Genomic DNA, 26,227 nt, shown 5'->3' with positions numbered 1-26,227 from the left:
AAACGCTCAACCGCGTTGGCACTTCGGGCACCAGAACGTCGAGCGTCCGCCCTCGGTACGCCGCTTCACGGTAGCCCCGCATTCGCACGGCTCGCCCTTGCGCCCATAGACGCGCCATTGCTTGGAGAAATAGCCGAGCTCGCCGTCCGGGCGAACGTAATCGCGGAGCGACGAACCGCCCGCGAGGATCGCCGCCGTCAGCACCGTACGGATCGCCTCGACGAGCCGCTCGAGTCGAAACAGCGAGATCCGCCCCGCCGCGCGTGACGGGGCGATCTTCGCCATGTGCAGCGCCTCGCACACATAGATATTGCCGAGCCCCGCGACGATTCGCTGGTCGAGCAGCATCGCCTTGATCGACGCGCCACGCCCCTCCAGCACCTCGAGCAGATACGCCGCCGTCAGATCCGGCCCGAGTGGCTCCGGCCCCATGACGAGGAAAGGCGGATAATTGGCAATGTCGTCCGTCGCCCACAGATCGAGAAAGCCGAACCGCCGCGGATCGTTGAGCGCCACCACGCGCCCCGCCGCCGTGCCGATCAGCAAATGATCGTGCTGCAGGATCTCGCTCGGATCGACTCGCCATCGTCCCGACATGCCGAGATGGAAGACGAGCGTATCGCCGCGATCGGTGTCGATCAGGCCATATTTGGCCCGCCGGCCAAGGTGCGTCACGGTCGCCCCGGTCATCCTCTGGCGCAGATCGACCGGGATCGCTTTCCGCAGGTCGGCACGACGCGGCTCGACCGATGTCAGGCGCTGGCCCTTCAGGACGGGTTCAAGCCCGCGGACGGTGGTTTCGACTTCTGGTAATTCAGGCACGCCTTGCAGCTAGGTTGCGTTTGCTCGCGCCACAAGGCGCGGCTAGAGCGCAGGGTATGAACGACTTGATCGCGCCCGCAGCCCCCCTCACGCCCGATACCGTCTCCTTCGGCTACGAAGACATCCCCGCCACCGAGAAGACTGCCCGCGTGGGCGGCGTCTTCTCGAACGTCGCGGCCAAATACGACCTGATGAACGACGCGATGTCGGGCGGCATGCACCGCCTGTGGAAGGACCGCTTCGTCCGCCGGGTGAAGCCGCGCGAAGGCGAACAGATCCTCGACATGGCCGGCGGCACGGGCGACATCGCCTTTCGCATGGAGCCATCGGGCGCCTCGATCACGGTCGCCGACATCAACCCGCAGATGCTCGAAGTCGGCATGCAGCGCGCCCAGAAGCGCGGCATCGACGGCCTGGTCTGGACCGAAGCTAATGCGGAGACGCTGACCTTTCCCGACAAGTTCTTCGACGCGTACACGATCGCGTTCGGCATCCGGAACGTGACGGATATTCCGAAGGCTCTGCGCGAGGCGCACCGCGTCCTGCGGCGTGGCGGGCGGTTCTACTGCCTCGAATTCTCGACCACCGTGTGGCCCGGTTTTGCAGAGGTGTACGACGCCTATTCGCACAAGATGGTCCCGAAGCTGGGTCAGCTTCTGGCGCAGGACGCCGACAGCTACCGCTATCTGATCGAGTCGATCCGCCGCTTCCCCGACATGCCCAAGTTCAAGGGCATGATCGCGGACGCGGGCTTCGTGCAGACAAAGGTCGAACCGCTGCTCGGCGGTCTGGTCGCGATCCACAGCGGGTGGAAGATCTAGTGATCACGCGAAGGCGCGAAGGCGCGAAGAGTGGTTCACGCGGAGACGCGGAGACGCGGAGAGTAAGTAGGCGCGAAGGCGCCGGGTCTTTTGCGCGACAGCGCTCTGCTACCTCTTCGCTGACGGTGAAAAGCCGCATTCGCGGCGTAGCGCGATACCTCTGCGCCCCCGCGCCCCTGCGCGAACCACTTCTTCCTCCTCTTCGCGTCTCCGCGTCTCCGCGTGAACCAATCTGTCTTCGCGCCTTCGCGCCTTCGCGTGAACAAAGCCCTTCTCAAGGCGCACACGCCCAGTGACTGCCTCCACCACCCACGTCTGGCGCCTCCTCAAATGGGGCCGTATCCTCGCTCGCCACGGCGCGCTGCGTGGCATCGAGCGTGACCCGAACACGCCTGCCCCTGTCCGCCGCCTTGCACGGATCGCGCGGTTCGGCGCGCGCGTGCCCGCGGTGCCGCGCTACGCCGATGCCTTCCAGGCGATCGGGCCTGCGGCGATCAAGCTCGGGCAGACGCTCGCCACCAGGCCCGATCTCGTCGGCGAGGAAGCCGCGCATGATCTGCTGCGGCTTCAGGACCAGTTGTCCCCCGTACCGTACGAGACCATCGAAGCGGCGATGCTGGCGAGCTTCGGCAAGCCACTGGAGACGCTGTTCTCCCGCATAGAGCAGGTCCCGGTCGGCGCCGCGTCGATCGCGCAGGTGCACCGCGCCGTCACCACCGATGGTCGTCAGGTCGCGGTCAAGGTGCTTCGCCCCGGCGTCGAAGCCGACTTCGCGCGTGCGATCGACACGTATAGCTGGGCCGCCGCACAACTCGAGGCGCTCAGCCCCGAAGCGATGCGGCTGCGCCCGCGCCTGACGATCGAGACGTTCAAGCGCTGGACGCTGCGCGAACTCAATTTTCGCCGCGAAGCTGCGTCGGCGTCCGAACTCGCGGAAGGCATGACCGCCGAGCCCGATTTCGTCATTCCCGCGATCGACTGGGCGCGCTCCACCGCGAAGGTCATGACGATCGAATGGATCGACGGCATCAAGCTGTCGGATCGACCCGCGCTCGTCGCCGCCGGCTACGACCTGCCTGCCCTCGCGCAAACTTTGGTCCGCGCGTTCCTGCGCCAGGCGATCGCCGACGGCTTCTTCCACGCCGACATGCACCAGGGAAACCTGTTCGCGCTCCCCGGCAATCGCATCGCCGCAATCGATTTCGGCATCATGGGCCGGATCGACCGCCGCGCGCGCGTCTGGCTCGCGGAAATCCTCTACGGCCTGATCACCGGCAACTACAAACGCGTCGCCGAGATCCATTTCGAGGCCGGCTACGTCCCCGCGCACCACGACGTCGCCGAATTCGCGACCGCACTCCGCGCGGTCGGCGAGCCGATGCGCGGGCTGCCGGTCAAGGACATGTCGATCGGCATGATGCTCGACAGCCTGTTCTCGATCACGCGTGATTTCGACATGGTGACGCAGCCGCATCTGCTGTTGCTCCAGAAGACGATGGTGATGGTCGAAGGTGTCGCGACCAGCCTCAACCCCGACATCAACCTCTGGGAAGCCGCCGAACCGTTCGTCCGCGACTGGATCCGCGGTGAGTTGGGTCCCGAAGCTATGATCGCCGACCGCTTGATCGCCGACTTCCAGACGCTCACCCGCCTTCCCGAGCTCGTCCGCCGGATCGAAGCGCATTACCCCGCCCCCGGTGGCGCGCCGCCGACGATGCCACTGCGCGAGATCGAGGTCATCCGGATCGGCGGTGGCTGGCGCTACGCCCTCGTCGCGGTGCTGGCTGCAGCGGCCGGGGTCGCGACGACGCTGCTTTTCGGATGAACGCATGAAGACGCGTCGCGGTGCTCCGATATGGATGACCGGCGCGACCCGGTTCGCAGGCATGCCGAACACGCAGGCCCGTATCGGCCTCGCGCTCTTCATCGTGTTTCTCATCGCCTGCCTCAGCGCGATCGCGTCACCGGGACCCCGGCCAGACGTCGACTCGGGGGCCGCGGCGTCCTCGATCGCGTCCGACGCTCCGCCGGCGGGCCAGACCGAACTGCTGCTGTACCAGACGATCGTCGCCGGCGTCCGTAGCGGCTCCCCCTACTACACCGTCGCTGCCGAAGCGCAGCGCAGCGGGCATTACCCGCTCAAGCCGTTCTTCGCGGTTCGCCTCCCGACGCTCGCCGTCGTCGAGGCGGCGTTGCCACCGACACTGGTGAACCTGCTGCTGCTCGTGTTGTGCATCGGGACGATATTGGCCTGGGTAGCGCGGCTTCGTCCGGCGATGACCGGCTTGGTGCCGCTCGGTGCGGCAGGCCTGCTCGTGATAGCCGGTCTGTATGTAAATCTCGACCCGAGTTTCGTGGTATTCCACGAGATCTGGGCGGGTCCCTTGATCGCGTTGTCGCTGGCGCTGCGCCGCCCCGGCCATTGGCTACCCGCGGTCGCGTTCGGACTGTCGGCCATGCTGATCCGCGAGACCGCGTTGCTGTATGTCGCGATCATGGCGGTGATGGCGTGGGTCGAAGGCGAACGGCGCGAGACGCTCGGTTGGCTTGGCGCGATCGCGATCTTCGCCGGCGTCCTTGCAGCCCATGCGCATGCGGTATCGCTCATCAGCGGTCCGCTCGACCGTGCCTCGCAAGGCTGGAGCGGGCTCGAGGGGTTCGGCTTCTACGTCAGGCTCGCGACCATCTCGTCCGGCCTCGACATCGTGCCGCAGTGGCTTGCCTCGCTGCTTCTCGGCACCTCCCTGTTCGGCTGGGTCGCCTGGCGCGATGCGACTGCCACCCGCGCGCTGGCGATGTTCGCCGGCTATGCCGCGCTTATCTCGCTGTTCGCCCGCAGCGACAATTTCTACTGGGCCCTGATCACCACACCCGTGTTGCTGGTCGGGATCGTGTTCGCGGTCGACGGCCTGCGCGACATGATCGTGGCTGCACGTGATACGCGACGCATTACGGTGACGCGCGTTATCCGCTAATGACGCGGTCATGAAGCGCATACTCCTGATCGTCGGTGGCGGGATCGCCGCCTACAAGGCCGCCGAACTGATCCGCCTGCTCAAGACCCGCGGCCACGCGGTGCGCTGCGTGATGACCGAGGCCGCGCATCATTTCGTCACGCCGATGACGCTCGCGGCGCTCAGCGAAGACAAGGTCTATACGACGCTGTGGGACCTGAAGGACGAGGCCGAGATGGGTCATATCCAGCTCAGTCGCGAGGCCGACCTGATCGTCGTGGCGCCCGCCACCGCAGACCTGATGGCACGGATGACGGCGGGCCTCGCCAACGACCTGGCGACGACGCTGCTGCTGGCGACCGATAAGCCCGTGCTGGTCGCACCGGCGATGAACGTCCGCATGTGGCGCCACGCCGCGACCGTCCGCAACGTCGTGCAGCTTCGCGCCGACGGCGTGACGGTGATGACGCCGGACGAGGGCATCATGGCGTGCGGCGAATATGGTCCTGGCCGCCTGCCGGAGCCGGCGATGATTGCGGCCGCGATCGAGGCGATGGTCGCGCCGACGCCGCCCAAACGTCTTGCCGGGCGCCATGTCCTGGTGACCGCGGGGCCGACGCACGAACCGATCGACCCGGTACGCTACATTGCCAATCGGTCTTCGGGTAAACAGGGGTTCGCCATTGCCGGGGCCCTTGCCGAACGCGGCGCGCGCGTAACGCTTGTCGCGGGACCGGTCACGCTTCAAACGCCCGCCGCCGTCGATCGTGTCGATGTCGAGACCGCTCGTGAGATGGCGGACGCAGTCGAGCGGGCGTTACCGGTCGATGCGGCGGTCATGGTCGCAGCCGTAGCGGACTGGCACGTCGATGCCGTCGCACAGAAGATCAAGAAGGGTGAGCGCACGCCGACGCTGACCCTGTCGGAAAATCCCGATATTCTCGCGGCGCTCGCCCGCGGTGCCAGGCGCCCTCGCCTGCTGATCGGATTTGCCGCAGAGACCGAGCACGTGATCGAACACGCGGTCGCCAAGCGGGAGCGCAAGACCGCCGACTGGATCGTCGCCAACGACGTATCGGGCGACGTGATGGGCGGGGAGAGCAACACGGTCCACCTCGTGACCGGATCCGGCGTCGAGAGTTGGGAAAGGCTGTCAAAGGCCGACGTTGCGAGCCGACTGGCGGACCGCATCGCCGATGCGCTAGAGCGCACGCCATGATCCGTATTGAACTCAAACGCTTGCCGCATGGCGATGGTCTACCGGTTCCCGCGTATGCAAGCCAAGGCGCGGCCGGCATGGATATCGTTGCAGCCGAAGCCCTTACTCTCCAGCCGGGCGATCGTGCCGCGATCGCCACCGGCTTCGCCCTCGCGATTCCGGCCGGCCATGAGGTGCAGGTGCGGCCACGGTCCGGTCTTGCGATCAAGCACGGCATCACGTGCCTTAATACGCCAGGCACCATCGACAGCGATTATCGCGGCGAAGTGAAGGTGATTCTCGCCAATCTGGGTCGCGAGGCGTTCGCGATCGCGCGCGGTGACCGGATCGCGCAACTCGTGCCTGCCGTCGTGCTGCGGGCGGCTCTCGATGAGGTCGCGACGCTGGACGAGACGCCACGCGGTATGGGCGGGTTCGGGTCGACCGGCCGATGATGATCGCGGCGTTGCTCCTCCTGCTCCAGACCGCGGCGACGCCGCCTGCGGTTCCGCCCGGAACGGCGTCCACGCCGGCGGCCGCGAACGCCTTGCCCCCGCAGGATTGGAGCACATTGCCTCTACTGCGCACGCGCAGGCGGGCCAGCACGCTCGCCAACACGTCGGCCTACGTACACGGCGAAGTGATGGCTGGCCGCTGTGCAAAGGCGGTACGCACCGCACAGGGATGGACGATCACCGTCGATCTGGCGGTGCTGATGACGCCGCGCGGCGGCGTGCGACGGGTTACGCCGCGCGCCATCGACTGTCCGACGGTCGAGCAATATGCCGCCGGTGTGATCCTTGGCACCCGCGACGCGCTGGACGTCGGCGAGGCGGACACCGACACCTGGTATCGTACCAGCCTGACGTTCGCGTGGGGCGGATGACACTTTCGGACGACGAGCTGAGCCGGTACGCGCGGCATATCGTACTCAAGGAATTCGGCGGCACCGGACAGACGCGGCTCAAGGCGGCGTCGGTGGCGATCGTCGGTGCTGGGGGCATCGGCTCGCCCGCGATCCAGTATCTGGGCGCGGCCGGCGTTGGTCGGTTGATCCTGATCGACGATGATACCGTCGAACCTTCGAACCTCCAACGTCAGACGATCTTTACGACCGCGGATACCGGTACCGCGAAAGTGGACGCCGCGGCCGCAGCGGTGGCGCGCATCAATCCGCATGTGACGGTCGATACCCACCGCGTCCGGATCGACGTGGACACCGTGACGGACCTGTTGACCGGCACCGACGTGATCCTCGACGGCTGCGACAATTTCGCGACCCGGTTCTGTGTCGCCGATGCTGCCTATCGCCTGCGGATACCGCTGGTATCGGCGGCCGTCGGCCAGTTCGAGGGGCAACTGGCGACCTATCGCGGGTGGGAACCGGACAAGCCATGTTATCGGTGTTTCGTCGGTGAGGATCCCGAACGCGCCGAGACGAGTTGCGCGGAGGACGGTGTGCTCGGCCCCGTTACCGGCGTGATCGGCAGTCTGGCCGCGCTGGAAGTGTTGCGTGCGCTCGCTCCGTTCGGCGACAATCCGGCGGGCAAGTTGCTGTTGATCGATCTCCTGGCACTCCGGTTTCGAACGATTCGACTACCGAAGGATCCGGGATGCACATCCTGTGGTAAAAGTCAGACGCCGAAATAAATTCGCTGTCGCATCATGCTGATCTGCGAGCAGAATTGGAAAAATCTCAACTAACGTCCCGCAAAGGGCGACTAGTTGTTCTTTTGCATCGCGGCATTTAACGGTAGTGCTTCGAGCAGGGGGGACTGCGCGTGCGTCCAATTGGGTCATGAATGTGAACAGCGGGGCGCTAAGCCGCGCTCCGTCGTCACGTGCGAACAAACTTGCGCGGACATGGCGGCCCAGCGCGTCCTCGCTACGCATTCGCCTGATCCTCGGCCTCCTCACGGTAGATACCGGGTGCATCGTCGTCAGTTATCTGGCGGCCGCCGGACTACGCGGCGTGTTCGTCGCCAATACCGACTGGATCGTCATTCTCGCAATGCTGATCCCCGTGTTCGTGATAACGACGCTCAACAATGGCAGTTATGCTGCGGTAAATCTGCGTGACCCGTTCAGGTCTGTCGCAAAGGCACTTCAGGGGTACGCGCTCGCGCTATCCGGCGTCATCTTCATCGCGTTCTGCCTGAAGGCGAGCGATACGTTCCCGCGCCTCGTCGTTGCAATGGGATCGGGTTTTGGGATCGTCCTGCTGGCGTTCGGGCGGTTTCTGTTCGTCCGGCATCTACCTACCATCATCGGCGGAAACCCGTTCAGCATCGTATTGCTCTATGATCCGGGCCAGCCGATACCGACCGGCGAGTTCTCCGTGGTAATCGCCTCGGACTCCTATTTCGACCCCGATCGCCACGACCCGGTGATGTACGATCGTCTGGCCCAATCCCTGTCGGGCGCGGACCGGGTGATCGTGGCCTGCAGCCCGGAACGTCGCCTCGCCTGGGCGCAGGCGCTTAAGGGCGCGAATATCCAGAGCGAGATATTCATGCCGGAGCTGAACGCACTGGCACCGCTCGGCATCAGTGCGCATGCACAAATACCGACGGTCATCATCGCAAACGGACCGCTGATGCTGTTCGACCGGTTCGTGAAGCGCTGCTTCGACGTCATCGTCGCCAGCGGCACACTCCTGATGCTGATGCCGATGCTGGTCATGATCGCGATATGGGTAAAGCTCGACTCGCGCGGGCCGGTTTTCTTCAGCCAGACGCGCATCGGACGAAGCAACAAGATGTTCCGGTTGATGAAATTTCGGAGCATGCGCGTCGACGGTTGCGATGGGGCCGGTGCACGCTCGACGTCGCGCGACGACGATCGCGTCACGCGGATCGGCAAGTTCATTCGCAGCACCAGTATCGACGAGCTACCGCAACTTCTGAACGTCCTGAAAGGCGACATGAGCATCGTGGGCCCACGTCCGCACGCGCTTGGATCCCGTGCGGCAGACAAGTTGTTCTGGGAAGTCGACGAGCGATACTGGCATCGCCACGCGGCCAAGCCCGGCCTGACGGGTCTCGCCCAAGTTCGCGGCTACCGCGGCGCAACCGTGTACGAAGACGACCTGCGCAACCGGCTCCAGGCCGATCTCGAATATCTCGAGCACTGGTCGATCTGGCGCGACATCAAGATCATCGTCCTGACCTTCCGCGTCCTGCTGCACCGGAACGCCTTCTGACGTTCCGGTGCGCACGCTGGTAGCTCAGCGCGCGAGCAGGTTCGTCGCGAACTCGCGGACGATTGGTCCGATATCGTCGCGGGCGAGCGCGATCGCCAGATTCGCCTGGATATAACCGGCCTTGTCGCCGCAATCGTACCGCTGGCCGTCGAACGTGAAACCATGGAACGGCTGGTTGCCGATCAACTGCGCCATCGCGTCGGTCAACTGGATCTCGCCGCCCGCGCCCTTCTCCTGCGTCTCCAGGATACGCATCACCTCCGGCTGTAGAATGTAGCGGCCGGGGATCATGAGATTCGAAGGCGCGCTGCCGCGCTTCGGCTTCTCGACCAGGGCAGTCACCTCGGTGAGCCGTCCGTCGATCGCACCCGGCGAAATGATGCCGTATTTGTCGGTTTCCGAATCAGCGACTTCGAGCGCGCCGATCACGTTGCCGCCGACCCTGTTATACGCCTCGACCATCTGCTTCATGAACCCGGGCTTCCCGACCATCAGCTCGTCTGGGAGCAATACGGCAAAGGGCTCGTCGCCGACGATCTCGCGCGCGCACCATACGGCGTGACCGAGACCGAGCGGCTCCTGCTGGCGGACATAGACCGGCGAACCTGGCTTCATACGGATATGACTGATCGCGTCCAGCGACTTGCCGCGCGCGCGCATCGTATCCTCAAGCTCGTACGAGATATCGAAATGATCCTCGAGCGATCCCTTGTTGCGACCGGTCACGAAGATGATCTGCTCGATCCCCGCCTCGAGCGCTTCCTCAACGGCGTACTGAATCAGTGGCTTATCGACGACGGTGAGCATTTCCTTCGGCATGGCCTTCGTAGCCGGAAGGAAGCGCGTGCCCAGTCCGGCGACCGGAAATACGGCCTTGCGCAGCGGCTTAATCGTCATTCGAAGCTCCCTGTAATCTCGCTGGTCCGTCTACCGGCCGGCAGGCATGCGTGCAAATCGATGCAGTCAATTAGCGCGTCATTAAAGCCGTTGGTTTAAGGATGCGCCATGTCAAAGATTCTAGTCATTTTCGGTACGCGTCCAGAAGCGATCAAACTCTTCCCGGTCATCCGTGCGCTCGCTGCGACCCCGGGGCTATCCGTCCGAACCTGCGTCACTGCCCAGCATCGCGGTCTGCTCGACCAGGTCCTTGCGATCGCCGATCTGTCGCCCGACATCGACCTCGACTTGATGGAACCGGGCCAGACGCTCGATCGCCTGACCGCGCGACTGCTTACCGGCCTCGGCGACGTCATGGATGCCGAAAAGCCGGACCTCGTCATGGTGCAGGGTGACACTGCGACCGCGATGACGGGCGCGCTCGCAGCCTATTACCGAAAGGTCCCGGTCGCACATGTCGAGGCGGGACTGCGATCGGGGGACATCTACCATCCCTGGCCGGAAGAGGTGAACCGGCGGATCGTCGCGCCGATCGCCGCGTTGCACTTCGCGCCCACGGAGACGGCGGCGGAGGCACTTCGCCGCGAGACGATCGCGCCCAGCACGATCCACGTCACCGGCAACACGGTGATCGATGCCTTGCACTGGACCGTAGACCGGGTAGCGGCCGATCCCTCGCTGGCGGCGGGTCTCGACGACATTGCCGAACGGTTCGCGGACAAGCGGATCGTGCTGGTTACCACGCATCGACGCGAGAATTTCGGCGACGGCATGGCCGCCATCGCCCGTGCGATCGGACGCATTGCCGCACGGGACGACGTTGCGGTACTGTTCCCCGTCCATCCCAACCCCAATGTCGTCTCGGTCATGGACGAGATTTTGGGCGCCCGCGCGAACGTCGCGCGGATCGAGCCGCTCGACTACCCGCACTTCGTCCGTGCGCTCGGAATGGCGCATATCGTGCTGACCGATTCGGGCGGCGTTCAGGAGGAAGCCCCTGCCCTCGGCAAGCCAGTCCTCGTGATGCGCGAAACGACGGAACGGCCAGAAGGCGTCGCCGCCGGCACCGCGAAACTGATCGGCACCGACGAAGACCGCATCGTTTCCGAAATCTTCACCCTGCTCGACGACATGTCGCGCTATTCCGCCATGGCCCGCGCCCATAACCCGTTCGGGGACGGCCATGCCGCAGTCAAAATCGCAAAGGTCGTCGCGCATGCTGTCGGACTCTAACCTCAACGTCGTCGTCCTCGGGCTTGGCTATATCGGCCTTCCCACCGCGGCCATCATCGCTCGCACCGGTGCGCAGGTGCTCGGCGTCGATGTCACCGAATCGGTCGTTGAGACGGTCAACTCCGGACACGTGCACATTGAGGAGGTCGATCTCGACGGACTGGTATCGGGGGTAGTCGCGCGGGGGACATTGCGCGCCTCGACGGCGATCGAACCCGCCGACGTCTTCGTCATCGCCGTGCCGACGCCGTTCGACGACGATCACGCGCCGAACATCGGCTATGTGCTCGACGCAGCGACGACGATCGCGACCGTGCTGAAGGCCGGTGACACGATCATCCTCGAATCGACCTCGCCCGTCGGCACCACCGAACGAGTCCGCGATCTGCTGGCGACGCTACGCCCCGATTTGCGCGTACCCGGACGGACCGGGGATCAGGCCGACATTGCGATCGCCTATTGCCCGGAGCGCGTGCTGCCCGGCCGCATCCTCGTCGAACTGATCGACAACGACCGTGTCATTGGCGGCATCACGCCGCGGTGCGCGCGCAAGGCACTGACGTTCTACCGTCGGTTCGTCCGCGGAGCGTGTGTCACGACGACCGCGCGGGCGGCGGAGATGACCAAGCTGACCGAAAATGCGTTTCGCGACGTCAACATCGCGTTTGCCAACGAATTGTCATTGATCGCCGACACGATGGGCGTCGACGTGTGGGAAGTCATTCGCCTCGCGAACCGTCACCCCCGCGTCAACATTCTCCAGCCCGGTCCCGGTGTGGGCGGACACTGCATCGCCGTCGATCCGTGGTTCCTGGTCCATGCCGCGCCTGAGCAGACCCCGCTGATCCGCACCGCACGCGAAGTGAACGACGGCAAGACCGATCACGTGATCGCCCAAGTCGCGGCTCTCGTCGAAGCGAAGCCTGACGCTCTGGTGGCGTGCCTAGGGTTGGCGTTCAAGGCGAATATCGACGACTTCCGCGAGAGCCCGGCCGTCAAGGTCGCCGAGGCCGTCGCACGGCAGTTCGGCCACCGCGTGCGGATCGTCGAACCCTATGCACAGACGTTGCCGGCGGCACTCGCCAACACCGGTGCGACGCTGATCGACGTCGATACCGCGATCGAGACGTGCTCGATCATGATCGTGCTCGTCGATCACGACGTGTTCAAATCTATCCCGCTCGAAGAGCGCGCCGACAAGGCCGTGCTGGACACGCGCGGAATCTGGCCCGACCAGCCGCGTGCGCCTTTAGCCTGAGGCGCTAGCGAAGCGGCACGTCTCGGGTTGCGACGACTGGCGGAATGATCGGCCTGCCTGGGGTGGCGGCGATCTGACGCGCGGCGACTTCGAGCATCTCAGCGCGCGCCTTGGACGACGCGTGCGTACGGCTGCGGAACAGGCCACCGTCGATCCTGCCACCCTTTTGCCGCCAAAATGCAGGCGCCGACATCGGATCGTAACCGGCGTTTGCCAGGAGATAGATTCCAAGCAGATCCGCCTGATCCTCGGTTTCGCGGATCAAGCGGCCATTGCGCCCGAGTTCGGCAAGCAACCCACGGTTGATCTTTGCCGCATCCAGCCGATCGCGATGTCGCAGGATGTTGTGCGAGAGTTCGTGCGCGACGACGACCGCGATCTCATCGTCCGTGTATCCATCGAAAAACTTCTCGCCGATCTGTACGACCGATCCGTCTGCGCTCGCGTCCAGACCACTCCCCAGCAGAACTTCGAAGCGTGAGCGGCATCCCGCTACCGGTGTGATCACGACCGGCAAGCGTTGTCCGCCGCGGAGGATCGTCAGCTGCAACGGTTTCGCGATCGGCGACCCGGCGATCGTGGCCTCGGCTGCATCACGGGTCCCGGCTCCTTCCGGGGCATCCATGCCCGGTAGCGGGGGTTGCACGGCGTCGTTGATCGTCACGATCGAATCGTTCGCCCGGACCCCTGCACGTGCTGCGGGTCCGCCCGGCACGACGGCTTCGACGCCGATGGTCGTCTCGAAACCGAACGTCGTGATCGCGACCGTACGCACGGCTGGGCCGTATTGCGTCAGCGCGTGGATTGGCATGCCAATCTGCGGTTGCAGACGATCACAAAGCGCTGCGTTCGCGGTGGTCAACCGATAGGCGATGGTCGCCAGCCGCAGATCCGCGGTCCTGAGTGTTTCGAAAAACGCCGCCGGCGGTGCTTCGGCTGCCGGGGAAGCGGCGGCGGGTAGCGCTACGGTGAGCATCAGGAGCGGCAAAAAGTTCGCGATCATCGGCATCAACATCCCTTAACCAGCGCACGCGGTCGCGTCATGCGTGATGGACGTAAAAACGGTGCGCCGAGCCGCGACTGATTGCGACCAATCGTCGAACGTCGTATGCGAAGTCACGTCCGATCAGCTCTCGTACATCTTCTCCTCCACATCGTTAGCAGTATGATTTCAAAGCTTTTCAAGTCTCGTGGCGTTCCCAAGGCAAGCCCGTCGCATATCCCGAAGGGACGTCGTGTCTACGCGGTAGGTGATATTCACGGCCGAGCGGACCTGCTCGACGAACTGTTAACGTTGATCGAAGCGGACGAAACCGCGCGCGGCGCCGCGGAGACGACGTTGATATTCCTTGGTGATATCGTCGACAGGGGGCCTGCGTCCGCGACCGTGATCGATCGCCTGCGCAGGCTGGCCGCGACCCGTGCAGACGTCCGCTTCCTGCTGGGCAATCACGAGGAGATCTTTCTCGGTGCGCTCGAAGGGGAACCCAAAGCGCTGCGGCTGTTCTGCCGAATCGGCGGACGCGAAACCGTGCTCAGCTACGGCATGGAGGCCGCTGAATACGAGCGGCTGGATTACGAGGAACTCGTACAGCGGCTGGAAGTGCTGGTGCCAGACGAGCACCGTGATTTTCTCGCCAAGTTCGAGGACATGATCGTGATCGGCGACTATGCGTTCGTCCATGCGGGCGTGCGTCCCGACACACCGCTCGATCTGCAGCGGACGACCGACTTGCGCTGGATCCGCGATCCGTTCCTCGACCATCGCTCCACGCTGGAGAAGACGATCGTTCACGGACATACGATGACCGACGAAGTCGAGCGTCGCGGCCACCGTATCGGTATCGATACCGGTGCCTACGCGTCCGGTCGCCTGACGGCATTGGGGATGGAGAACGCTGAAACCTGGTCGCTGCAGACGGGTACGCCGATCAGTGCATGATCGGGCTGGCGCGGACTAACGGTTTTGGCCCAAATATCGGGCATTGCGCAAACTTTGGCTTCACCGCCGAGCCTCGACCGCTATACTGATGTTGCGGTGGTGTGTGTTGCACTGCGGCAACAGTCCGAAAAGCTTCGTACTGTTTCAGCGACCTCGGTTGCCTGGGAAGCGGTTTTATGCCATTGCCTGAGGTGACGAGCACAAAGGGAGTTCATCATGCGTCTTGGGAAGTATATCCTGACCGCAGCAGCAGCCACGATGGCAGTTGCTCCGGCCATGGCAGCACCGGCAAATCTGTCGGTTGCTAAGTCGGTTCGTACCGGTTCGGTTTCGGGCAAGAAGAACGAACTCGCTGGCGGCGGCATCATCGTTGCGGTTCTCGCAGCGGCTGCAGTCGTTGCCGGTATCGTTATCGTTGCTGACAACGACGACGATTCGGACAGCAACTAAGTCTTACGACTTGGTTCGAGAAAATAGCGGTCTTCGGGCCGCTATTTTTTTGCCTGCCGTACAGGTGATCTTAAATTTCGAGAGACTGAAAGGGCAGCGTCCGTTCGGGTCCTCACTAGAAGCGATTTCCCGCCTGAGCTGGACCGTCACCCCCTATAACGGGCCTATCCCGTCGAGGTCAGCGCAGCGCTGTACCGGTGTCCGCACCCCATCCCGTGCCGAAGACCGATACCGTCGTTTTGCCGGTAGGATAACGAAAGCGTCTCCGACTCAATAGAGATCGCCGTCGAGATGCAGGACCTGAGTCTCCTCATATCCAAAGCAAGCGCCAAACAAAAAACGCGCCCGGCGGCGAACCGAGGCGCGTTTTGCGTTCTTAAAGTCCGAGGCGGGCGAGCTCGTATCGATAACGCCCGGCCGTCGCGGCAATTACGGCTGAGGCTGACCCGGGGCGCCACCGGGAACGCCGCCAGGGGCACCGCGGCTCATCTGAGCCTGCGCCTGCATCTGCTGAACGACGCTCTGCGGGAGAAAATCGAGCAATTCGACGTCGAACACGAGCGTCGAATTCGCCGGGATCGGCCCCGTTGCCTTGTCACCGTAACCAAGCGACGACTTCAGCCAGAAGCGATATTTCGAGCCCTTGGGCATCAGCTTGAGCGCTTCCGAGAAGCCGGGCACGACACCCGTGACCGGCATCGGCGTAGGCTGCTGCGACTTGTCGAAGGTCGTGCCGTTGAGCAACTTGCCTTCGTAATTGACCAGCGCGACATCTGCATCGGTCGGCTTGGCCGCGTTCGGCTTGCCCGGCGCGATCACCTTGTACTGCAAGCCCGAGGCCGTAACCATCACGCCGCGAGCCCGCGCGTTGCGCGCCAAGGGGTCATCGCCCTGCCGGGCAAGCGCGACGGCCGCGACCAGCGCGAGCGCAATGCCGATCCAGAGATAAACGAGGTAGCTGCGCTTTACAGGCTGCAGCGGCACTGCGGTGATCGACATCGAATCAGGGCCCCGGTCATCTGGTCACGCCGGGGCGCCGCGCGTGCCGTGGAAAATATACCGGAGCCAATGAGCACCGGAGTTTCGGCCCGATCCGATCATCGGATACGGGCCGAGGCTAGGTTTAGCGTGCGCCGTCGCGCTCGGCGCGCTTGCGGTCGAGCTTGCGCGAACGACGGATCGCTGCTGCACGCTCGCGTGCACGCTTCTCCGACGGCTTCTCATAGTGACGGCGCAACTTCATCTCGCGATACACGCCCTCGCGCTGCAGCTTCTTCTTAAGCGCGCGAAGGGCCTGGTCGACGTTGTTGTCGCGTACGATGATCTGCATAAACCCGTTAAGCTCCGGTCGAATAGATTTTTGCCGTCGCGAACTGGTCCGCGCCGCATGAACTGGGTGCCCTATCAGGGCACTGCCCGTGTTTCAAGCCAAAGTGCTGGCGCCGAACGCACGGGCGAGGTCATCTACTGGCAACCGGCGTGACGGCTTTGCGAGAGGGCCCAAGCGTCGCTAAGAGCAGCGAATGACCCGTACTCCCCTGACACTCTATAACAGCCTCACGCGGCAGCTCGAGACCTTTCGACCGACCGATCCCACCGATGTCGGGCTCTACACCTGCGGGCCGACCGTGTATAACTATCAGCACATCGGCAACATGCGCGCCTTCCTGTTCGCCGACACGCTGGGCCGCGTGCTTCGCTGGAAGGGGTGGCCGACGACCCATATCATCAACATTACCGATGTCGGGCACCTGACGTCCGACGCCGATATCGGCGACGACAAGATGGAGAAGGCCGCCGCCGTGCAAGGGCGTTCGATCTGGGAGATCGCGGCCTATTATACCGACGTGTTCAAACGCGATGTCGCTCGCCTGAACATCGTGCCCCCGGCACGATGGGCGGTCGCCACGGATCATATCGCCGAGATGATCGCGTTCGCCGAGAAGATCGCGCCTGAGCACTGCTATGTTCTGGAAAACGGCCTGTATTTCGACGTGACGACGGTGCCCGACTACGGGCGTCTGGCGCGTGCGGGCAACGATGATGTGGAAAGCCGGATCGAACCGGTCGCAGGCAAGCGCAACCCGCAGGATTTCGCGATCTGGCGAACGTCCGCACCTGGCGAGAACCGTCAGATGGAGTGGGACTCGCCCTGGGGTCGCGGTGCCCCCGGCTGGCACCTCGAATGTTCGGTGATGAGCAAGCATTATCTAGGCGCGCATTTCGACATCCACACCGGCGGCATCGATCACCGCGAGATCCACCATCCCAACGAGATCGCGCAGAACCAGGCGCATTGCGATTGCGCGGACACCGGCGCGACGGTCTGGATGCACAACAACTTCCTGGTCGAGCGCGCGGGCAAGATGTCCAAATCGACCGGTCAGTTCACGACGATGCAGACGATCGTGGATCGCGGCTTCCATCCCCTCGCCTACCGGTTGATGTGCCTCCAGGCGCAGTACCGTAGCGAACTCGAATTCTCGTGGGAGAATCTGGCGGCCGCGGCCATTCGCCTGAAGCGCATGGTGCAGGCGGTAGAAACGCTGCGCGCTCGCGAGCCCGGCGGCCCGTCGGGTAGCGCGCATGCCTATGCCGACCGGCTGGAGGAGGCGGTTTCGGACGATCTCGCCACGCCGCGCGCGCTGCCGATCCTCGACGAACTGCTCGCGGACAAGCGGGTCGCGCCCGCGGACCGGGTCGCTGCGCTGGACGATTTCGACGCGGTGCTGGGGCTGGAGCTGGCGACGATCAGCCGCGAGGACCTGCGGATCCGGCCGATCTCGGCGACGATCGGCGAGGATATGATCGCAGCACGGTTAAAGGATCGCCGCGACGCGCGCGCTGCGAAAGATTTCAAGCGGTCGGATGCGATCCGCGACGAACTCGCGGCCTCGGGCGTCGAGGTGATGGACGGCGACTCGCTCGGGTGGGACTGGAAGATCGCGCTTTAACCGCTTCTCGAAGCGCACGCTTCACCGTGAGCCAGAGCAATGTCCGCATCGCTTCGTCACCCAAGGCTTATCCGGCGGCTATTGCTCCGAACGAAGAATGAGGCGGCGTTCGGGCGACGGTCCGTTCGTTCTTGTTCTCCCGCGAAGGCGGGAGCCCAGTCTGGGTCCCCGCCTTCGCGGGGAAACATTCTACCTCGTCTCCAGAGGATGCGGGCCGACTGGTTCTGAGGTTCGCTGCTCCTTAGTTCGCAGGTGTTCGAATGAGCGGCACCCTGGATGCCGGAACAGTCCTGACTGCGAAAGCCGGTCGACTTGACATGCCTCGCGGTACGCCGATGTTCGCACCATGAAAGCCGTCCTGCCAGCCGCCGCCCGCCCGCTCCTCGAATCGCATCTGCCCGCGGACCTCGATGCCGCATGGTTCGTCAAACCCGCGGAGGCCAACGCGATGATCGCCGATGCGGATATCGCCTGGGTAGACATGCAGCCGACCGAACTCGTCGCCGACGCGATCCGCCATGCGGGGCCGAACCTCAAATGGGTCTCGACGATCTATGCCGGGCTCGACGCGTTCCCGCTCGATACACTGCGCGAGAACGGCGTCATGCTGACGAACGGTGCCGGCATCAACGCCGTCGCGGTCGCGGAATATGCGGTGATGGCGGTACTCGTCGCCGCCAAGCGCTTCGATACCGTCGTCCGCGCGCAGGACCGACATGAATGGCTGAAGGACGCGCCCGGAAAGATCGAACTGGCCGGCACCAAGGCCTTGATCATTGGCTATGGCACGATCGGCAGGATGATCGGTGACCGATTGGCCGCGTTCGGGGTCGAGATCGCTGGCGTCACGCGCACCGGCCGCGATGGCACGATCACGCCCGACGCCTGGCGCGACCGGCTCGACGCGTTCGACTGGGTAATCCTCGCCGCGCCCTCGACAAACGCGACGCACGCGATGATCGGTCGCGAAGAGTTACAGCGGATGAAGCCGTCCGCCTGGCTGATCAACATCGCGCGCGGCGACATGATCGACGACGAGGCGCTGATCGCGGCTCTGACAGACGGTTCGATTGCCGGAGCCGTGCTCGATCCGACCAGCCCGGAGCCCCTGCCCGCGAATCATTCGCTTTGGTCGGCACCCAACGCGATCGTAACGATGCACCTGTCGGGCCGTAGCCAATCAACGATGTTCGCTCGAGGGGCGACGCTGTTCCTCGACAACCTTGCGGCATTCCTCGCCGGTCGCCCGATGAAGAACGTCGCCGATCTCGACGCGGGTTACTGACCGGTCCGGGTCGTGACCGGACGGGGGCTGCGATTGTAGCTCTTGATCCCGCGGCGACGAAGTTTGTCGGCGCGGCGACGACGCGAGTACATGATCAGGATCGGTACGCCGACCAAGATGCCCCCGCCGATAATCGAGAGTGCGATGATGATACGCATTGGCATGTCCATATGGCCACCATGCCGATTGGACAGCGAAGACGCCATATATTTTTAAATCCAGGGTGAATGGATTTATCGCCCACATCCGGTTGAACTGACCTGCGCAGCATTTGCCCGCTGCCAGCCAAGCTTTACTTCGTTGCGCAAAAAGGTGTTTTCGCGCATTGCGAGCGCCACAATTCACCAATCGGACGACATGATATGGCCGCGAACTGGGCCCCCGACAGCTGGACGCGTCACGAAGCACGGCAGCTTCCCAACTATCCCGACGCAGCAGCGCTGACGGTCGCGACCGACCAGCTCGCGACCTTCCCGCCGCTGGTCTTTGCCGGCGAAGCACGCAACCTGACCGCCTCGCTGGCTGAGGTCGCGGCCGGCAAGGCGTTCCTGCTCCAAGGCGGCGATTGTGCCGAGAGCTTTGCCGAGCATAGCGCGAACAACATCCGCGACACGTTCCGCGTCATCCTTCAGATGGCCGTCGTCCTGACGTTCGCCTCGAAGCTCCCGGTCGTGAAGCTCGGCCGCATGGCCGGCCAGTTCGCCAAGCCACGATCGACCGATACCGAGACCATCGGCGGCATCGAGTTGCCGTCGTACCGCGGCGACAACGTCAACGATATCGCCTTTACCGCCGAATCGCGCGCGCCCGATCCGCAGCGGATGATCCGCGCCTATTCGCAGTCGGCAGCGACGCTCAACCTGCTGCGCGCGTTCGCGCAAGGTGGGTATGCGAATTTGCATCAGGTCCACCGCTGGACGCACGACTTCATGGGCCGCAGCCCCTGGTCCAAGAAATATGCCGAGACGGCGGACCGGATCGGCGAGGCACTGGAGTTCATGGCCGCCTGCGGGATCGATCCGGAGACCGTGCCGCAACTCGCGCAGACGCATTTCTATACCAGCCACGAGGCGCTGCTGCTCCAATACGAGCAGGCACTGACCCGGCAGGATTCACTGACCGGCGACTGGTACGACACCAGCGCGCACTTCCTGTGGATCGGCGATCGCACCCGCTTCGAAGGGTCGAGCCACGTCGAATATCTGCGTGGCATCGGCAACCCGATCGGCATCAAGTGCGGCCCGAGCCTCGAGCCCGACGCGCTGCTGCGAATGCTGGACACGCTCAACCCCGGCCGCATCCCCGGCCGGATGACCCTGATCACGCGCTATGGCTATGACAAGATCGAGGCCAATCTGCCCCGCCTCGTCCGCGCCGTGACGCGTGAAGGCCATCCAGTGGTGTGGAGCTGCGACCCGATGCACGGCAACGTCGTCAAGGCTGCCAACGGCTACAAGACGCGGCCGTTCGACCGCATCCTCGCCGAGGTCCGCGGCTTCTTCGCGGTTCACCGTGCGGAGGGCACGCATGCCGGTGGCATCCATGCCGAAATGACCGGGCAGAACGTGACCGAGTGCACCGGCGGCGCCGTCGACGTCACCGAGCAGTCGCTGGCGGATCGCTACCACACGCACTGCGACCCACGCCTCAACGCCAGCCAGAGCCTTGAGCTCGCCTTCCTGCTGGCCGAGATGCTCAACGAAGAAATGGCCGAGCGCAAGAAGGTCGCCGCCTGATAAAATACTTCGGGCGTCCAAGGAATGTTCGGCAACCGTCTTGACGACGGCCACCCCATTCCGTAGACGCCCGCATCTGCTAACGGCCCCTTCGTCTAGCGGTTAGGACGACGCCCTCTCACGGCGTAAGCACGAGTTCGATTCTCGTAGGGGTCACCAGCTTTCGCAAATATTTAGCGCAACGCATTTTAGATGACCTAAGGGCATCCATTAGAATTTCCCGGTATCCGTTTACGCTGCAACCCTGTGGCACGATTGTAGACGGCTTACATGCGACCCGTTTTGGCCGCTGCATACCGTCGTTCCGAAAAATTGCACAGGGTCGCGCTGGCCAATGGCAGCGTCCCCGCCACCGGAAACGAGCGCTTGGAAAGGCCAATGCTCAGCATTTTTTCAGCCATAATATTGGCGCAGCCTATTAATAACTAAAATTCAAATATCGAATAAAACTGCGACTATTTCGTGCAAGAGCGCGGCATTCTACAATGTTACCTCAATTGCAAACCCCGTAGCCTAGCGATATTTCTGACAAAACCCGCGAGATTTGTAGGAAATGTTACAATCGTGTTCGAACATGTACATGTGCTGCTACAATATAAAATAGCTCGATTGAGATTGTGTGCCAATACGCCAGTGCGAGCCGGAAATTGGCGGGGCTGGGTTTGGGAGGATTGCCTGTTGGCGCTTCGGCGCTGCGATCACCGCGATAATGCTTGTAGATTTGACGATGCACCGGACGCCGGTGCGCTACCCCCAACCCCAGCCTACTGAAGCCGGGACGGGTTACCTACCTTGCCCGACCCGGTACCTGATGTTTCGCGGCGCGAGCCTCCCGACAGATATGGCCGGCGCAGCGACCAGTTTACGATCCACGCGCTCATTGCATTGTAGATGAATAGGGTCGGGAAAGCGGGCGGGACGCCACTTGCCCCAGCCAGACGCTTTCACAGTAGCCCGGATCCGCAGACGCCAGTCCGGTGCAGGGCCGCGCCCGATCGGAGAGGTCGGCGGTCCATACCTTGGGCTAGAGAACTAAGGCATGATCGTGATTCGCGCGCCACGCGACTACCTCGGCCCGCCATGACGGCCCACTGCTCAAATCCCTGATCGGCTTGGTAAAGCCGGTCGCCCCCGTAATCAGCGCCAGCGTCACTAAGGTGGCGCAGATGCGACGGAAATAGGCGTCCTCCCTCATCGCAATCGCTACCAACGACAGCGTCAGCAGCACCAGTGGCAGGAAGTTGTAGCGTTCTCCTGCGTCTACGCTGAACCATTCGTGCGGATCCGTGGCAATCATGCCGCCGCCGAACGATGCCCCGCCGATCGCTAGCCCCGAGAGTAGCAGCCAGATCGCCGGATCGCGCCGGTCGCGGCGACTACGCAGCGCAAAAGCTATAAGCGCCCCGAAATACGCGATTGATGCCGCCACCGTCGCCCACCAGCCGATGCCCCCCTCACTGTACGAAGTGTAGGTTATGTCCCCGAGCCGGTTGGCCGTCCCGGAGCTGAGATAGGGCAACGCGGCAAGCCGCACGAACATCACCGCTGCGAGTACTGCGGGATCGAGGAACGCGCCGCGCACCGGGCTGGGGGTAAAGAACACGAACAGTTGCAGCGCGGCACCGATTGTGAAGGCGGCGGTCTGCGCAAGGCGGCCACGATCACGCTCGACAAGCGTGCGCAGAGCGAAGAACGGCAACAGCACGATCGCGCCCGGGCCGCACAGAGGCGCGACGAAAAGCACCGTCCAATAGCTGATCCTCGTACCCCGCTGACGCGGCACCTCGAACGCCAGGATTAGCCCCGCGCACAGAGCGAGGTGGAACTGAATGTGCAGCACGTTCAGAAAAACTTCTTCGGTCATCGGGCTAATCGCCACGATTAACAGCGCACTGAGCACCGCCCAACGATTCCCAAGCCAGAACGTGCGACCCGTGAGGATCAGCGCCGCGGGGAACAGCTGGAACAGCAGCGCGGTGACCATCGTCGAATACGGCGCAAATTCGAGCGGCAGTACTCCGCCACGCACGAGGCGGGCGGCGAGCAGAGTGGCCGCATTTGCACCGACGTTTAGATAACCGCCGAACGACCGCAGAAGAGCCTCAATCGCGGGCCGGTGCCACGCGAAGGCGAGGAAGATATTGCCTTCCTCTCCAAGGAAGCGCCCCTGCACCCAGGCGAGCGGCAGACGCAAGATCACCAGCAGCGCGAAGCCGATAAGAAGCGCGAGCCGCTGCCGCACGCTGAACACCCGAGCGGCGCCAACGGCATCGTCGGCCCCCCGCTGCGCACTGGCCCACCGCCTAAGGCGCTCCGGCCGTTTAGGCTCGGACGAATCATTGCTCATCCGCTAACGATAGCCGGACGCGTGCGAGGGTGTCGATAATCATGCGGCTCGAGTAACACCGTCCTAGCAAGGCCGCCGCGCTGATTGCTTATATCGATTATGCTAGCGGAGACCCTTTCCGGCACCGGCCCCTCATGCCGCCCTCCCCGACACAACTCGCACCGGCGCGCATCAGCCCCTCCGCCACGAGTTCGTGGTCACCGCGACCGCCAGCGCTACGGAGAAACCAGTAATGAACCAGCTCGGAGGATGGCGGTGCCTTTGGATCGTGGCGTCGGCACTGTGGAGGGCATTCGCGCTGCCGACGATCGGTTCGGTGACCCGCTCTCGTCCGAGGTCGGCGACGATCTGCTGACAGGTGCCCCGCTCGAAAACCTCCAGGCATCGCGCGAAGCGATCCGAGCCCGCGCAGCCGGTCAATGTCTCCCCGCCTCGATCGCAATGGATAACGTCTAGAAGACCGGCAACCCCTTCGACGCGTACGATACCAGGCAGGAGGATCAGAGCTATCGGCCGAACCGTTAGGCTACCCTGCCCTCCCGGCGGGGTTCCAACTCGACCAGCAGGCGGGCCCAGCTAAGCCGGTGCGGTACATGCGCCTGACGACGAACCGCGTCACCTGGGGTTGGCTCGGCTTACCCGCCTCGAGCGGCCCGAACACCCCCCTGATCCGGGTTAAGCGGCCCTTCCTGTTCTTTTCGTTTTTGCATCGACGATGCTGATAATGCTTGGAATAATCGTCGCAGGCATCTGTGACCGCGTAGGGCCCGGCCAGCGCGCCATAACCCTCCCTCGCGAGTTCGTCGAACCAACTCCGCGCCACGGCCTGCGCCTGGAAAACGACAGGACGTCCATACCGTTCGCGTCTCGCGTCTCGCGCCTCGTCGGCGGCGCCCAACTTCTTATCAGTATATCGACCGACGTCATAGGTTCGGGCCAACCAGAAGCCGCCCTGGATCGCTTATAATATTCAATGTGATGCCCGCTCTCGATCACCCGGCGGTATAGCTTTTTGCGGACATCCAGCCGGTCACGGGCGGCGCGATTGCCGAGCCTCGTAGGGTTCATAAGCTTTTTCCAGCTATCCCGGACAACGGCTTCGCGCCGGTTCCTGTCCTTGCTGACCCGGCGAGTGACGCGTCATGGCATGCTGAAGCTGCACATCCTCGACTACCGCGCGTACGCTCGACGGCGGCGCAGACCCGGCTGAGGGCACCCCCTAGCAACGCCGCCAGAGCTGGCTAGGAGCCGTCGGTCCGCGATGCGGTACCCGACAGCCCCTGACCGTCGCCTAGCTGATGTGCACGGTCTTCGTGACGAGGTGCGCAGCGACACCCTCCGGGCCATCCTCGGAGCCATGGCCGCTGTCCTTCATCCCGCCGAACGGGCTGTCCGGGTAGCTCAGGCGAACGTTGTTGATCGCGATCATTCCCGCCTCGATCGCATCACCGAGGATGTTCTGGCGTCGCCCGTTCTCGGTGAAGCAATAGGCGGCAAGGCCGAACGGCAAGCGGTTGGCCTCGGTGATCGCCTCCTCGTCGCTGCCGAAGCGGCTGAGCAGGGCCAGCGGCCCGAACGGCTCCTCGTTCATTGCCCGCGCCGTGAGCGGGACTTCGGACAGGACCGTCGGCTGGAAGAAGAAACCGCCCTCCCCGCCACGCTCGCCACCGGCCAGCAGCGTGGCACCGGCAGCCGTCGCGTCACCGACAAGATCGGCAATCGCGTCCGGGCGACGGGAATTCGCCATCGGGCCCATCTGGCTCGCGGCATCCATGCCGTCGCCGACCTTCAACCGGCGCGTGCGCTCGGCAAAGCCTGCGGCGAAACGGTCGTAGATCCCGTCCTGGACGTGGAACCGCGTGGGGGCGACGCAGACTTGTCCGGCGTTGCGGAATTTATGCGCGACCAGCGTATCGAGCGTCTTGTCGAGGTCGCAGTCGTCGAAAACCAGGACCGGGCCATGTCCGCCCAACTCCATGGTGGTCCGCATCATCGTGTCGGCGGCAAGCTTCATCAGCGCCTTCCCGACCGGAACCGAGCCGGTAAAACTCAGCTTGCGGGTGATCGGCGATGCGAGCAGGCGCCGCGACACCATGTCGGGAACGCCGAACACGCATTGGGCGACGTCGCCGGGAAGCCCTGCGTCCTGGAAGCAGCGCAATACCTCGACCGCACTGCCCGCGGTCTCCTCCGATGGCTTGATGATGATCGAGCAGCCGGCGGCGACGGCGGGCGCGATCTTGCGCACGACGTTCATGATCGGGAAGTTCCACGCGCAAAAGGCCGCGACCGGTCCGACCGGCTGATGCAGTACCATGCTGCGGCTACCCGAGGGCCGGGGCAGGACGCGACCATAGATACGCTGCGCTTCGCCGGCGTGGAATTCGAGCAACGACGCGGCGAAAGCGACCTCGCCCTTTGCTTCGGCAAGAATCTTGCCCTGCTCCAGCGTCGCGATGCGCGCGATATGGTCGCCGCGTTCGCGCAGCAACTGGGCGGTACGGACGAGCACTGCAGCGCGTTTTTCGGGAGGGGTGGCACGCCACGCGATAAAGCCGCGCTCGGTCGCTTCCAAAGCACGATCCAGATCCGCGACGCTCGCGAGCGGCAAGGCAGCCTGCCCCGCCCCCGTCGCGGGGTTGACGACGTCCTGCGTATCGCGGCCCTCCGCCCCCAGCCATTCGCCGGCGATGTAGAGGCCAAGCTTGGTATCGTAGGTCGTGGTCATCGATAGTCTCCTTGAGCGAACTGCGTCAGCAGTCCCGATCTGCAGCACGTCGCACGGGCTCGCATCAATGAGCCGGCGGCGCGGCGGCGGTTGGTTATGGTCATGACAGGACCGGCAAACCCTACCCGAGCGAAAGGCTGTCTTATGCTGGCCGTGGCACCCTTCGACGGCATGACGGCCCGCCGCAAATCAGGCGGCGTCGCGGTGGCGTAGGCATGCCAGGGCAAAGACGTAGGAGAGGGAATGGTGATGCATACCAACGTGAAAACGGCCAGTCAGACGACTACGCGCATACCATACGTCGTTTCGGGATGCCGGTGTTTCAAGAAAAACTTCGCCTGGCGGCGGCAGAAACATGGTCTGCGCGGATCCCCATCACCGCAGGGCGCATCGACGCCAT

Annotated in this window: 24 protein-coding genes and 1 tRNA gene; 17 read left to right on the top strand and 8 right to left on the bottom strand. The window is 63.9% G+C overall.

All coding sequences use genetic code 11. The annotated features are described in order from the left end of the window. Positions 1-6 precede the first annotated feature (6 nt). On the bottom strand, positions 7-822 hold the full coding sequence (gene mutM / locus SJY41_RS02230; RefSeq protein ID WP_380778685.1) for a bifunctional DNA-formamidopyrimidine glycosylase/DNA-(apurinic or apyrimidinic site) lyase: 816 nt from the start codon (positions 820-822) through the stop codon (positions 7-9). A 56-nt stretch (positions 823-878) separates the two neighbouring features. On the opposite strand from mutM, the gene SJY41_RS02225 reads away from it, so the two are divergent. The 8 genes from SJY41_RS02225 (at position 879) to SJY41_RS02190 (ending at position 8,997) form a co-directional block, all read left to right on the top strand. Further along, on the top strand, positions 879-1,643 hold the full coding sequence (locus SJY41_RS02225; protein ID WP_380778683.1) for a class I SAM-dependent methyltransferase: 765 nt from the start codon (positions 879-881) through the stop codon (positions 1,641-1,643). Positions 1,644-1,935: 292 nt separating this feature from the next. Further along, a complete protein-coding gene (gene ubiB / locus SJY41_RS02220) occupies positions 1,936-3,468 on the top strand; it encodes a 2-polyprenylphenol 6-hydroxylase (protein WP_380778682.1) in 1,533 nt (510 codons plus the stop codon). A 4-nt stretch (positions 3,469-3,472) separates the two neighbouring features. Next, on the top strand, positions 3,473-4,618 hold the full coding sequence (locus SJY41_RS02215; RefSeq protein ID WP_380778680.1) for a hypothetical protein: 1,146 nt from the start codon (positions 3,473-3,475) through the stop codon (positions 4,616-4,618). A 10-nt stretch (positions 4,619-4,628) separates the two neighbouring features. Further along, on the top strand, positions 4,629-5,816 hold the full coding sequence (gene coaBC / locus SJY41_RS02210; RefSeq protein WP_380778678.1) for a bifunctional phosphopantothenoylcysteine decarboxylase/phosphopantothenate--cysteine ligase CoaBC: 1,188 nt from the start codon (positions 4,629-4,631) through the stop codon (positions 5,814-5,816). Then, positions 5,813-6,250, top strand: a complete 438-nt coding sequence (gene dut / locus SJY41_RS02205) for a dUTP diphosphatase (protein WP_380778677.1) — start codon at positions 5,813-5,815, stop codon at positions 6,248-6,250. Before coaBC ends, dut begins: the two co-directional genes overlap by 4 nt. Then, positions 6,247-6,681: a hypothetical protein gene (locus SJY41_RS02200; protein ID WP_380778675.1), complete on the top strand. Its 435-nt coding sequence runs from the start codon at positions 6,247-6,249 to the stop codon at positions 6,679-6,681. The genes dut and SJY41_RS02200 overlap by 4 nt, the downstream gene beginning before the upstream one ends. Next, a complete protein-coding gene (locus SJY41_RS02195) occupies positions 6,678-7,445 on the top strand; it encodes a HesA/MoeB/ThiF family protein (RefSeq protein WP_380778673.1) in 768 nt (255 codons plus the stop codon). The genes SJY41_RS02200 and SJY41_RS02195 overlap by 4 nt, the downstream gene beginning before the upstream one ends. A 148-nt stretch (positions 7,446-7,593) precedes the next feature. Then, positions 7,594-8,997: a sugar transferase gene (locus SJY41_RS02190; RefSeq protein WP_380778671.1), complete on the top strand. Its 1,404-nt coding sequence runs from the start codon at positions 7,594-7,596 to the stop codon at positions 8,995-8,997. Between the two features lie 24 nt (positions 8,998-9,021). Here the strand turns inward: SJY41_RS02190 and galU are convergent, their stop codons facing one another. Continuing rightward, positions 9,022-9,894 (bottom strand): UTP--glucose-1-phosphate uridylyltransferase GalU, encoded by an 873-nt coding sequence (galU, locus tag SJY41_RS02185; protein ID WP_380778669.1) that lies wholly within the window; start codon positions 9,892-9,894, stop codon positions 9,022-9,024. 108 nt (positions 9,895-10,002) lie between these two features. Here galU and wecB point away from each other — a divergent pair, with 108 nt between their 5' ends. Together wecB and wecC are read left to right on the top strand one after the other, a co-directional pair. Further along, positions 10,003-11,127 (top strand): non-hydrolyzing UDP-N-acetylglucosamine 2-epimerase, encoded by a 1,125-nt coding sequence (gene wecB, locus SJY41_RS02180; RefSeq protein WP_380778667.1) that lies wholly within the window; start codon positions 10,003-10,005, stop codon positions 11,125-11,127. Further along, positions 11,111-12,385: a UDP-N-acetyl-D-mannosamine dehydrogenase gene (gene wecC, locus SJY41_RS02175; RefSeq protein ID WP_380778665.1), complete on the top strand. Its 1,275-nt coding sequence runs from the start codon at positions 11,111-11,113 to the stop codon at positions 12,383-12,385. Before wecB ends, wecC begins: the two co-directional genes overlap by 17 nt. A gap of 4 nt (positions 12,386-12,389) precedes the next feature. Here the strand turns inward: wecC and SJY41_RS02170 are convergent, their stop codons facing one another. Beyond that, the gene (locus SJY41_RS02170; protein WP_380778663.1) at positions 12,390-13,388 is read right to left on the bottom strand and encodes a PDZ domain-containing protein; all 999 of its coding nucleotides are present in this window, start codon (positions 13,386-13,388) and stop codon (positions 12,390-12,392) included. A gap of 162 nt (positions 13,389-13,550) precedes the next feature. Between SJY41_RS02170 and SJY41_RS02165 the strand changes: the two genes are divergently transcribed. Both SJY41_RS02165 and SJY41_RS02160 read left to right on the top strand, forming a co-directional pair. Beyond that, positions 13,551-14,327, top strand: coding sequence for a metallophosphoesterase family protein (locus SJY41_RS02165; RefSeq protein ID WP_380778661.1), 777 nt, complete (start codon positions 13,551-13,553; stop codon positions 14,325-14,327). A 216-nt stretch (positions 14,328-14,543) separates the two neighbouring features. Next, the gene (locus tag SJY41_RS02160) at positions 14,544-14,777 is read left to right on the top strand and encodes a hypothetical protein (protein WP_380778660.1); all 234 of its coding nucleotides are present in this window, start codon (positions 14,544-14,546) and stop codon (positions 14,775-14,777) included. A 429-nt stretch (positions 14,778-15,206) separates the two neighbouring features. Here SJY41_RS02160 and SJY41_RS02155 read toward each other — a convergent pair whose 3' ends face one another. Both SJY41_RS02155 and rpsU read right to left on the bottom strand, forming a co-directional pair. Beyond that, positions 15,207-15,776 (bottom strand): FKBP-type peptidyl-prolyl cis-trans isomerase, encoded by a 570-nt coding sequence (locus tag SJY41_RS02155; protein ID WP_380778658.1) that lies wholly within the window; start codon positions 15,774-15,776, stop codon positions 15,207-15,209. A 124-nt stretch (positions 15,777-15,900) separates the two neighbouring features. After that, positions 15,901-16,107 (bottom strand): 30S ribosomal protein S21, encoded by a 207-nt coding sequence (gene rpsU / locus SJY41_RS02150; RefSeq protein ID WP_055878578.1) that lies wholly within the window; start codon positions 16,105-16,107, stop codon positions 15,901-15,903. 193 nt (positions 16,108-16,300) lie between these two features. On the opposite strand from rpsU, the gene cysS reads away from it, so the two are divergent. Both cysS and SJY41_RS02140 read left to right on the top strand, forming a co-directional pair. After that, complete coding sequence (cysS, locus tag SJY41_RS02145) at positions 16,301-17,731, top strand: cysteine--tRNA ligase (protein WP_380778657.1); 1,431 nt, start codon at positions 16,301-16,303, stop codon at positions 17,729-17,731. A gap of 346 nt (positions 17,732-18,077) precedes the next feature. Beyond that, positions 18,078-19,016 carry a D-2-hydroxyacid dehydrogenase gene (locus SJY41_RS02140; protein WP_380778655.1) on the top strand — a complete coding sequence of 313 codons (939 nt, stop codon included), beginning with the start codon at positions 18,078-18,080 and terminating at the stop codon, positions 19,014-19,016. Here the strand turns inward: SJY41_RS02140 and SJY41_RS02135 are convergent. Further along, positions 19,010-19,174 carry a hypothetical protein gene (locus tag SJY41_RS02135; protein WP_380778654.1) on the bottom strand — a complete coding sequence of 55 codons (165 nt, stop codon included), beginning with the start codon at positions 19,172-19,174 and terminating at the stop codon, positions 19,010-19,012. The genes SJY41_RS02140 and SJY41_RS02135 overlap by 7 nt on opposite strands. A gap of 204 nt (positions 19,175-19,378) precedes the next feature. Here SJY41_RS02135 and SJY41_RS02130 point away from each other — a divergent pair, with 204 nt between their 5' ends. Both SJY41_RS02130 and SJY41_RS02125 read left to right on the top strand, forming a co-directional pair. Then, positions 19,379-20,752, top strand: a complete 1,374-nt coding sequence (locus SJY41_RS02130; protein ID WP_380778652.1) for a class II 3-deoxy-7-phosphoheptulonate synthase — start codon at positions 19,379-19,381, stop codon at positions 20,750-20,752. Between the two features lie 84 nt (positions 20,753-20,836). After that, positions 20,837-20,911 (top strand) — tRNA-Glu (locus SJY41_RS02125). Positions 20,912-21,776: 865 nt separating this feature from the next. On the opposite strand, the gene SJY41_RS02120 is transcribed toward SJY41_RS02125, so the two are convergent. Next, positions 21,777-22,994 carry a hypothetical protein gene (locus SJY41_RS02120; protein ID WP_380778651.1) on the bottom strand — a complete coding sequence of 406 codons (1,218 nt, stop codon included), beginning with the start codon at positions 22,992-22,994 and terminating at the stop codon, positions 21,777-21,779. A 360-nt stretch (positions 22,995-23,354) separates the two neighbouring features. Here SJY41_RS02120 and SJY41_RS02115 point away from each other — a divergent pair, with 360 nt between their 5' ends. After that, a complete protein-coding gene (locus tag SJY41_RS02115) occupies positions 23,355-23,555 on the top strand; it encodes a hypothetical protein (RefSeq protein WP_380778649.1) in 201 nt (66 codons plus the stop codon). An 835-nt stretch (positions 23,556-24,390) separates the two neighbouring features. On the opposite strand, the gene SJY41_RS02110 is transcribed toward SJY41_RS02115, so the two are convergent. Continuing rightward, the gene (locus SJY41_RS02110) at positions 24,391-25,827 is read right to left on the bottom strand and encodes an NAD-dependent succinate-semialdehyde dehydrogenase (protein WP_380778647.1); all 1,437 of its coding nucleotides are present in this window, start codon (positions 25,825-25,827) and stop codon (positions 24,391-24,393) included. Positions 25,828-26,227: the final 400 nt, after the last annotated feature.

Source organism: Sphingomonas sp. R86520, from assembly GCF_042466285.1.
Lineage (GTDB): Bacteria > Pseudomonadota > Alphaproteobacteria > Sphingomonadales > Sphingomonadaceae > Sphingomonas.
Note: the sequence above shows the minus strand (reverse complement) of the source record. Positions and strands in the feature narration are given on the sequence as shown.

What these genes read in the sequence shown, in the direction of transcription:
- SJY41_RS02225 (WP_380778683.1), top strand. Translation starts at nt 879, where the DNA reads ATGAACGACTTGATCGCGCCCGCAGCCCCCCTCACGCCCGATACCGTC.
- SJY41_RS02215 (WP_380778680.1), top strand. Translation starts at nt 3,473, where the DNA reads ATGAAGACGCGTCGCGGTGCTCCGATATGGATGACCGGCGCGACCCGG.
- coaBC (WP_380778678.1), top strand. Translation starts at nt 4,629, where the DNA reads ATGAAGCGCATACTCCTGATCGTCGGTGGCGGGATCGCCGCCTACAAG.
- dut (WP_380778677.1), top strand. Translation starts at nt 5,813, where the DNA reads ATGATCCGTATTGAACTCAAACGCTTGCCGCATGGCGATGGTCTACCG.
- SJY41_RS02200 (WP_380778675.1), top strand. Translation starts at nt 6,247, where the DNA reads ATGATGATCGCGGCGTTGCTCCTCCTGCTCCAGACCGCGGCGACGCCG.
- SJY41_RS02195 (WP_380778673.1), top strand. Translation starts at nt 6,678, where the DNA reads ATGACACTTTCGGACGACGAGCTGAGCCGGTACGCGCGGCATATCGTA.
- SJY41_RS02190 (WP_380778671.1), top strand. Translation starts at nt 7,594, where the DNA reads ATGAATGTGAACAGCGGGGCGCTAAGCCGCGCTCCGTCGTCACGTGCG.
- galU (WP_380778669.1), bottom strand. Translation starts at nt 9,894, where the DNA reads ATGACGATTAAGCCGCTGCGCAAGGCCGTATTTCCGGTCGCCGGACTG.
- wecB (WP_380778667.1), top strand. Translation starts at nt 10,003, where the DNA reads ATGTCAAAGATTCTAGTCATTTTCGGTACGCGTCCAGAAGCGATCAAA.
- wecC (WP_380778665.1), top strand. Translation starts at nt 11,111, where the DNA reads ATGCTGTCGGACTCTAACCTCAACGTCGTCGTCCTCGGGCTTGGCTAT.
- SJY41_RS02170 (WP_380778663.1), bottom strand. Translation starts at nt 13,388, where the DNA reads ATGATCGCGAACTTTTTGCCGCTCCTGATGCTCACCGTAGCGCTACCC.
- SJY41_RS02165 (WP_380778661.1), top strand. Translation starts at nt 13,551, where the DNA reads ATGATTTCAAAGCTTTTCAAGTCTCGTGGCGTTCCCAAGGCAAGCCCG.
- SJY41_RS02160 (WP_380778660.1), top strand. Translation starts at nt 14,544, where the DNA reads ATGCGTCTTGGGAAGTATATCCTGACCGCAGCAGCAGCCACGATGGCA.
- SJY41_RS02155 (WP_380778658.1), bottom strand. Translation starts at nt 15,776, where the DNA reads ATGTCGATCACCGCAGTGCCGCTGCAGCCTGTAAAGCGCAGCTACCTC.
- rpsU (WP_055878578.1), bottom strand. Translation starts at nt 16,107, where the DNA reads ATGCAGATCATCGTACGCGACAACAACGTCGACCAGGCCCTTCGCGCG.
- cysS (WP_380778657.1), top strand. Translation starts at nt 16,301, where the DNA reads ATGACCCGTACTCCCCTGACACTCTATAACAGCCTCACGCGGCAGCTC.
- SJY41_RS02140 (WP_380778655.1), top strand. Translation starts at nt 18,078, where the DNA reads ATGAAAGCCGTCCTGCCAGCCGCCGCCCGCCCGCTCCTCGAATCGCAT.
- SJY41_RS02135 (WP_380778654.1), bottom strand. Translation starts at nt 19,174, where the DNA reads ATGCGTATCATCATCGCACTCTCGATTATCGGCGGGGGCATCTTGGTC.
- SJY41_RS02130 (WP_380778652.1), top strand. Translation starts at nt 19,379, where the DNA reads ATGGCCGCGAACTGGGCCCCCGACAGCTGGACGCGTCACGAAGCACGG.
- SJY41_RS02110 (WP_380778647.1), bottom strand. Translation starts at nt 25,827, where the DNA reads ATGACCACGACCTACGATACCAAGCTTGGCCTCTACATCGCCGGCGAA.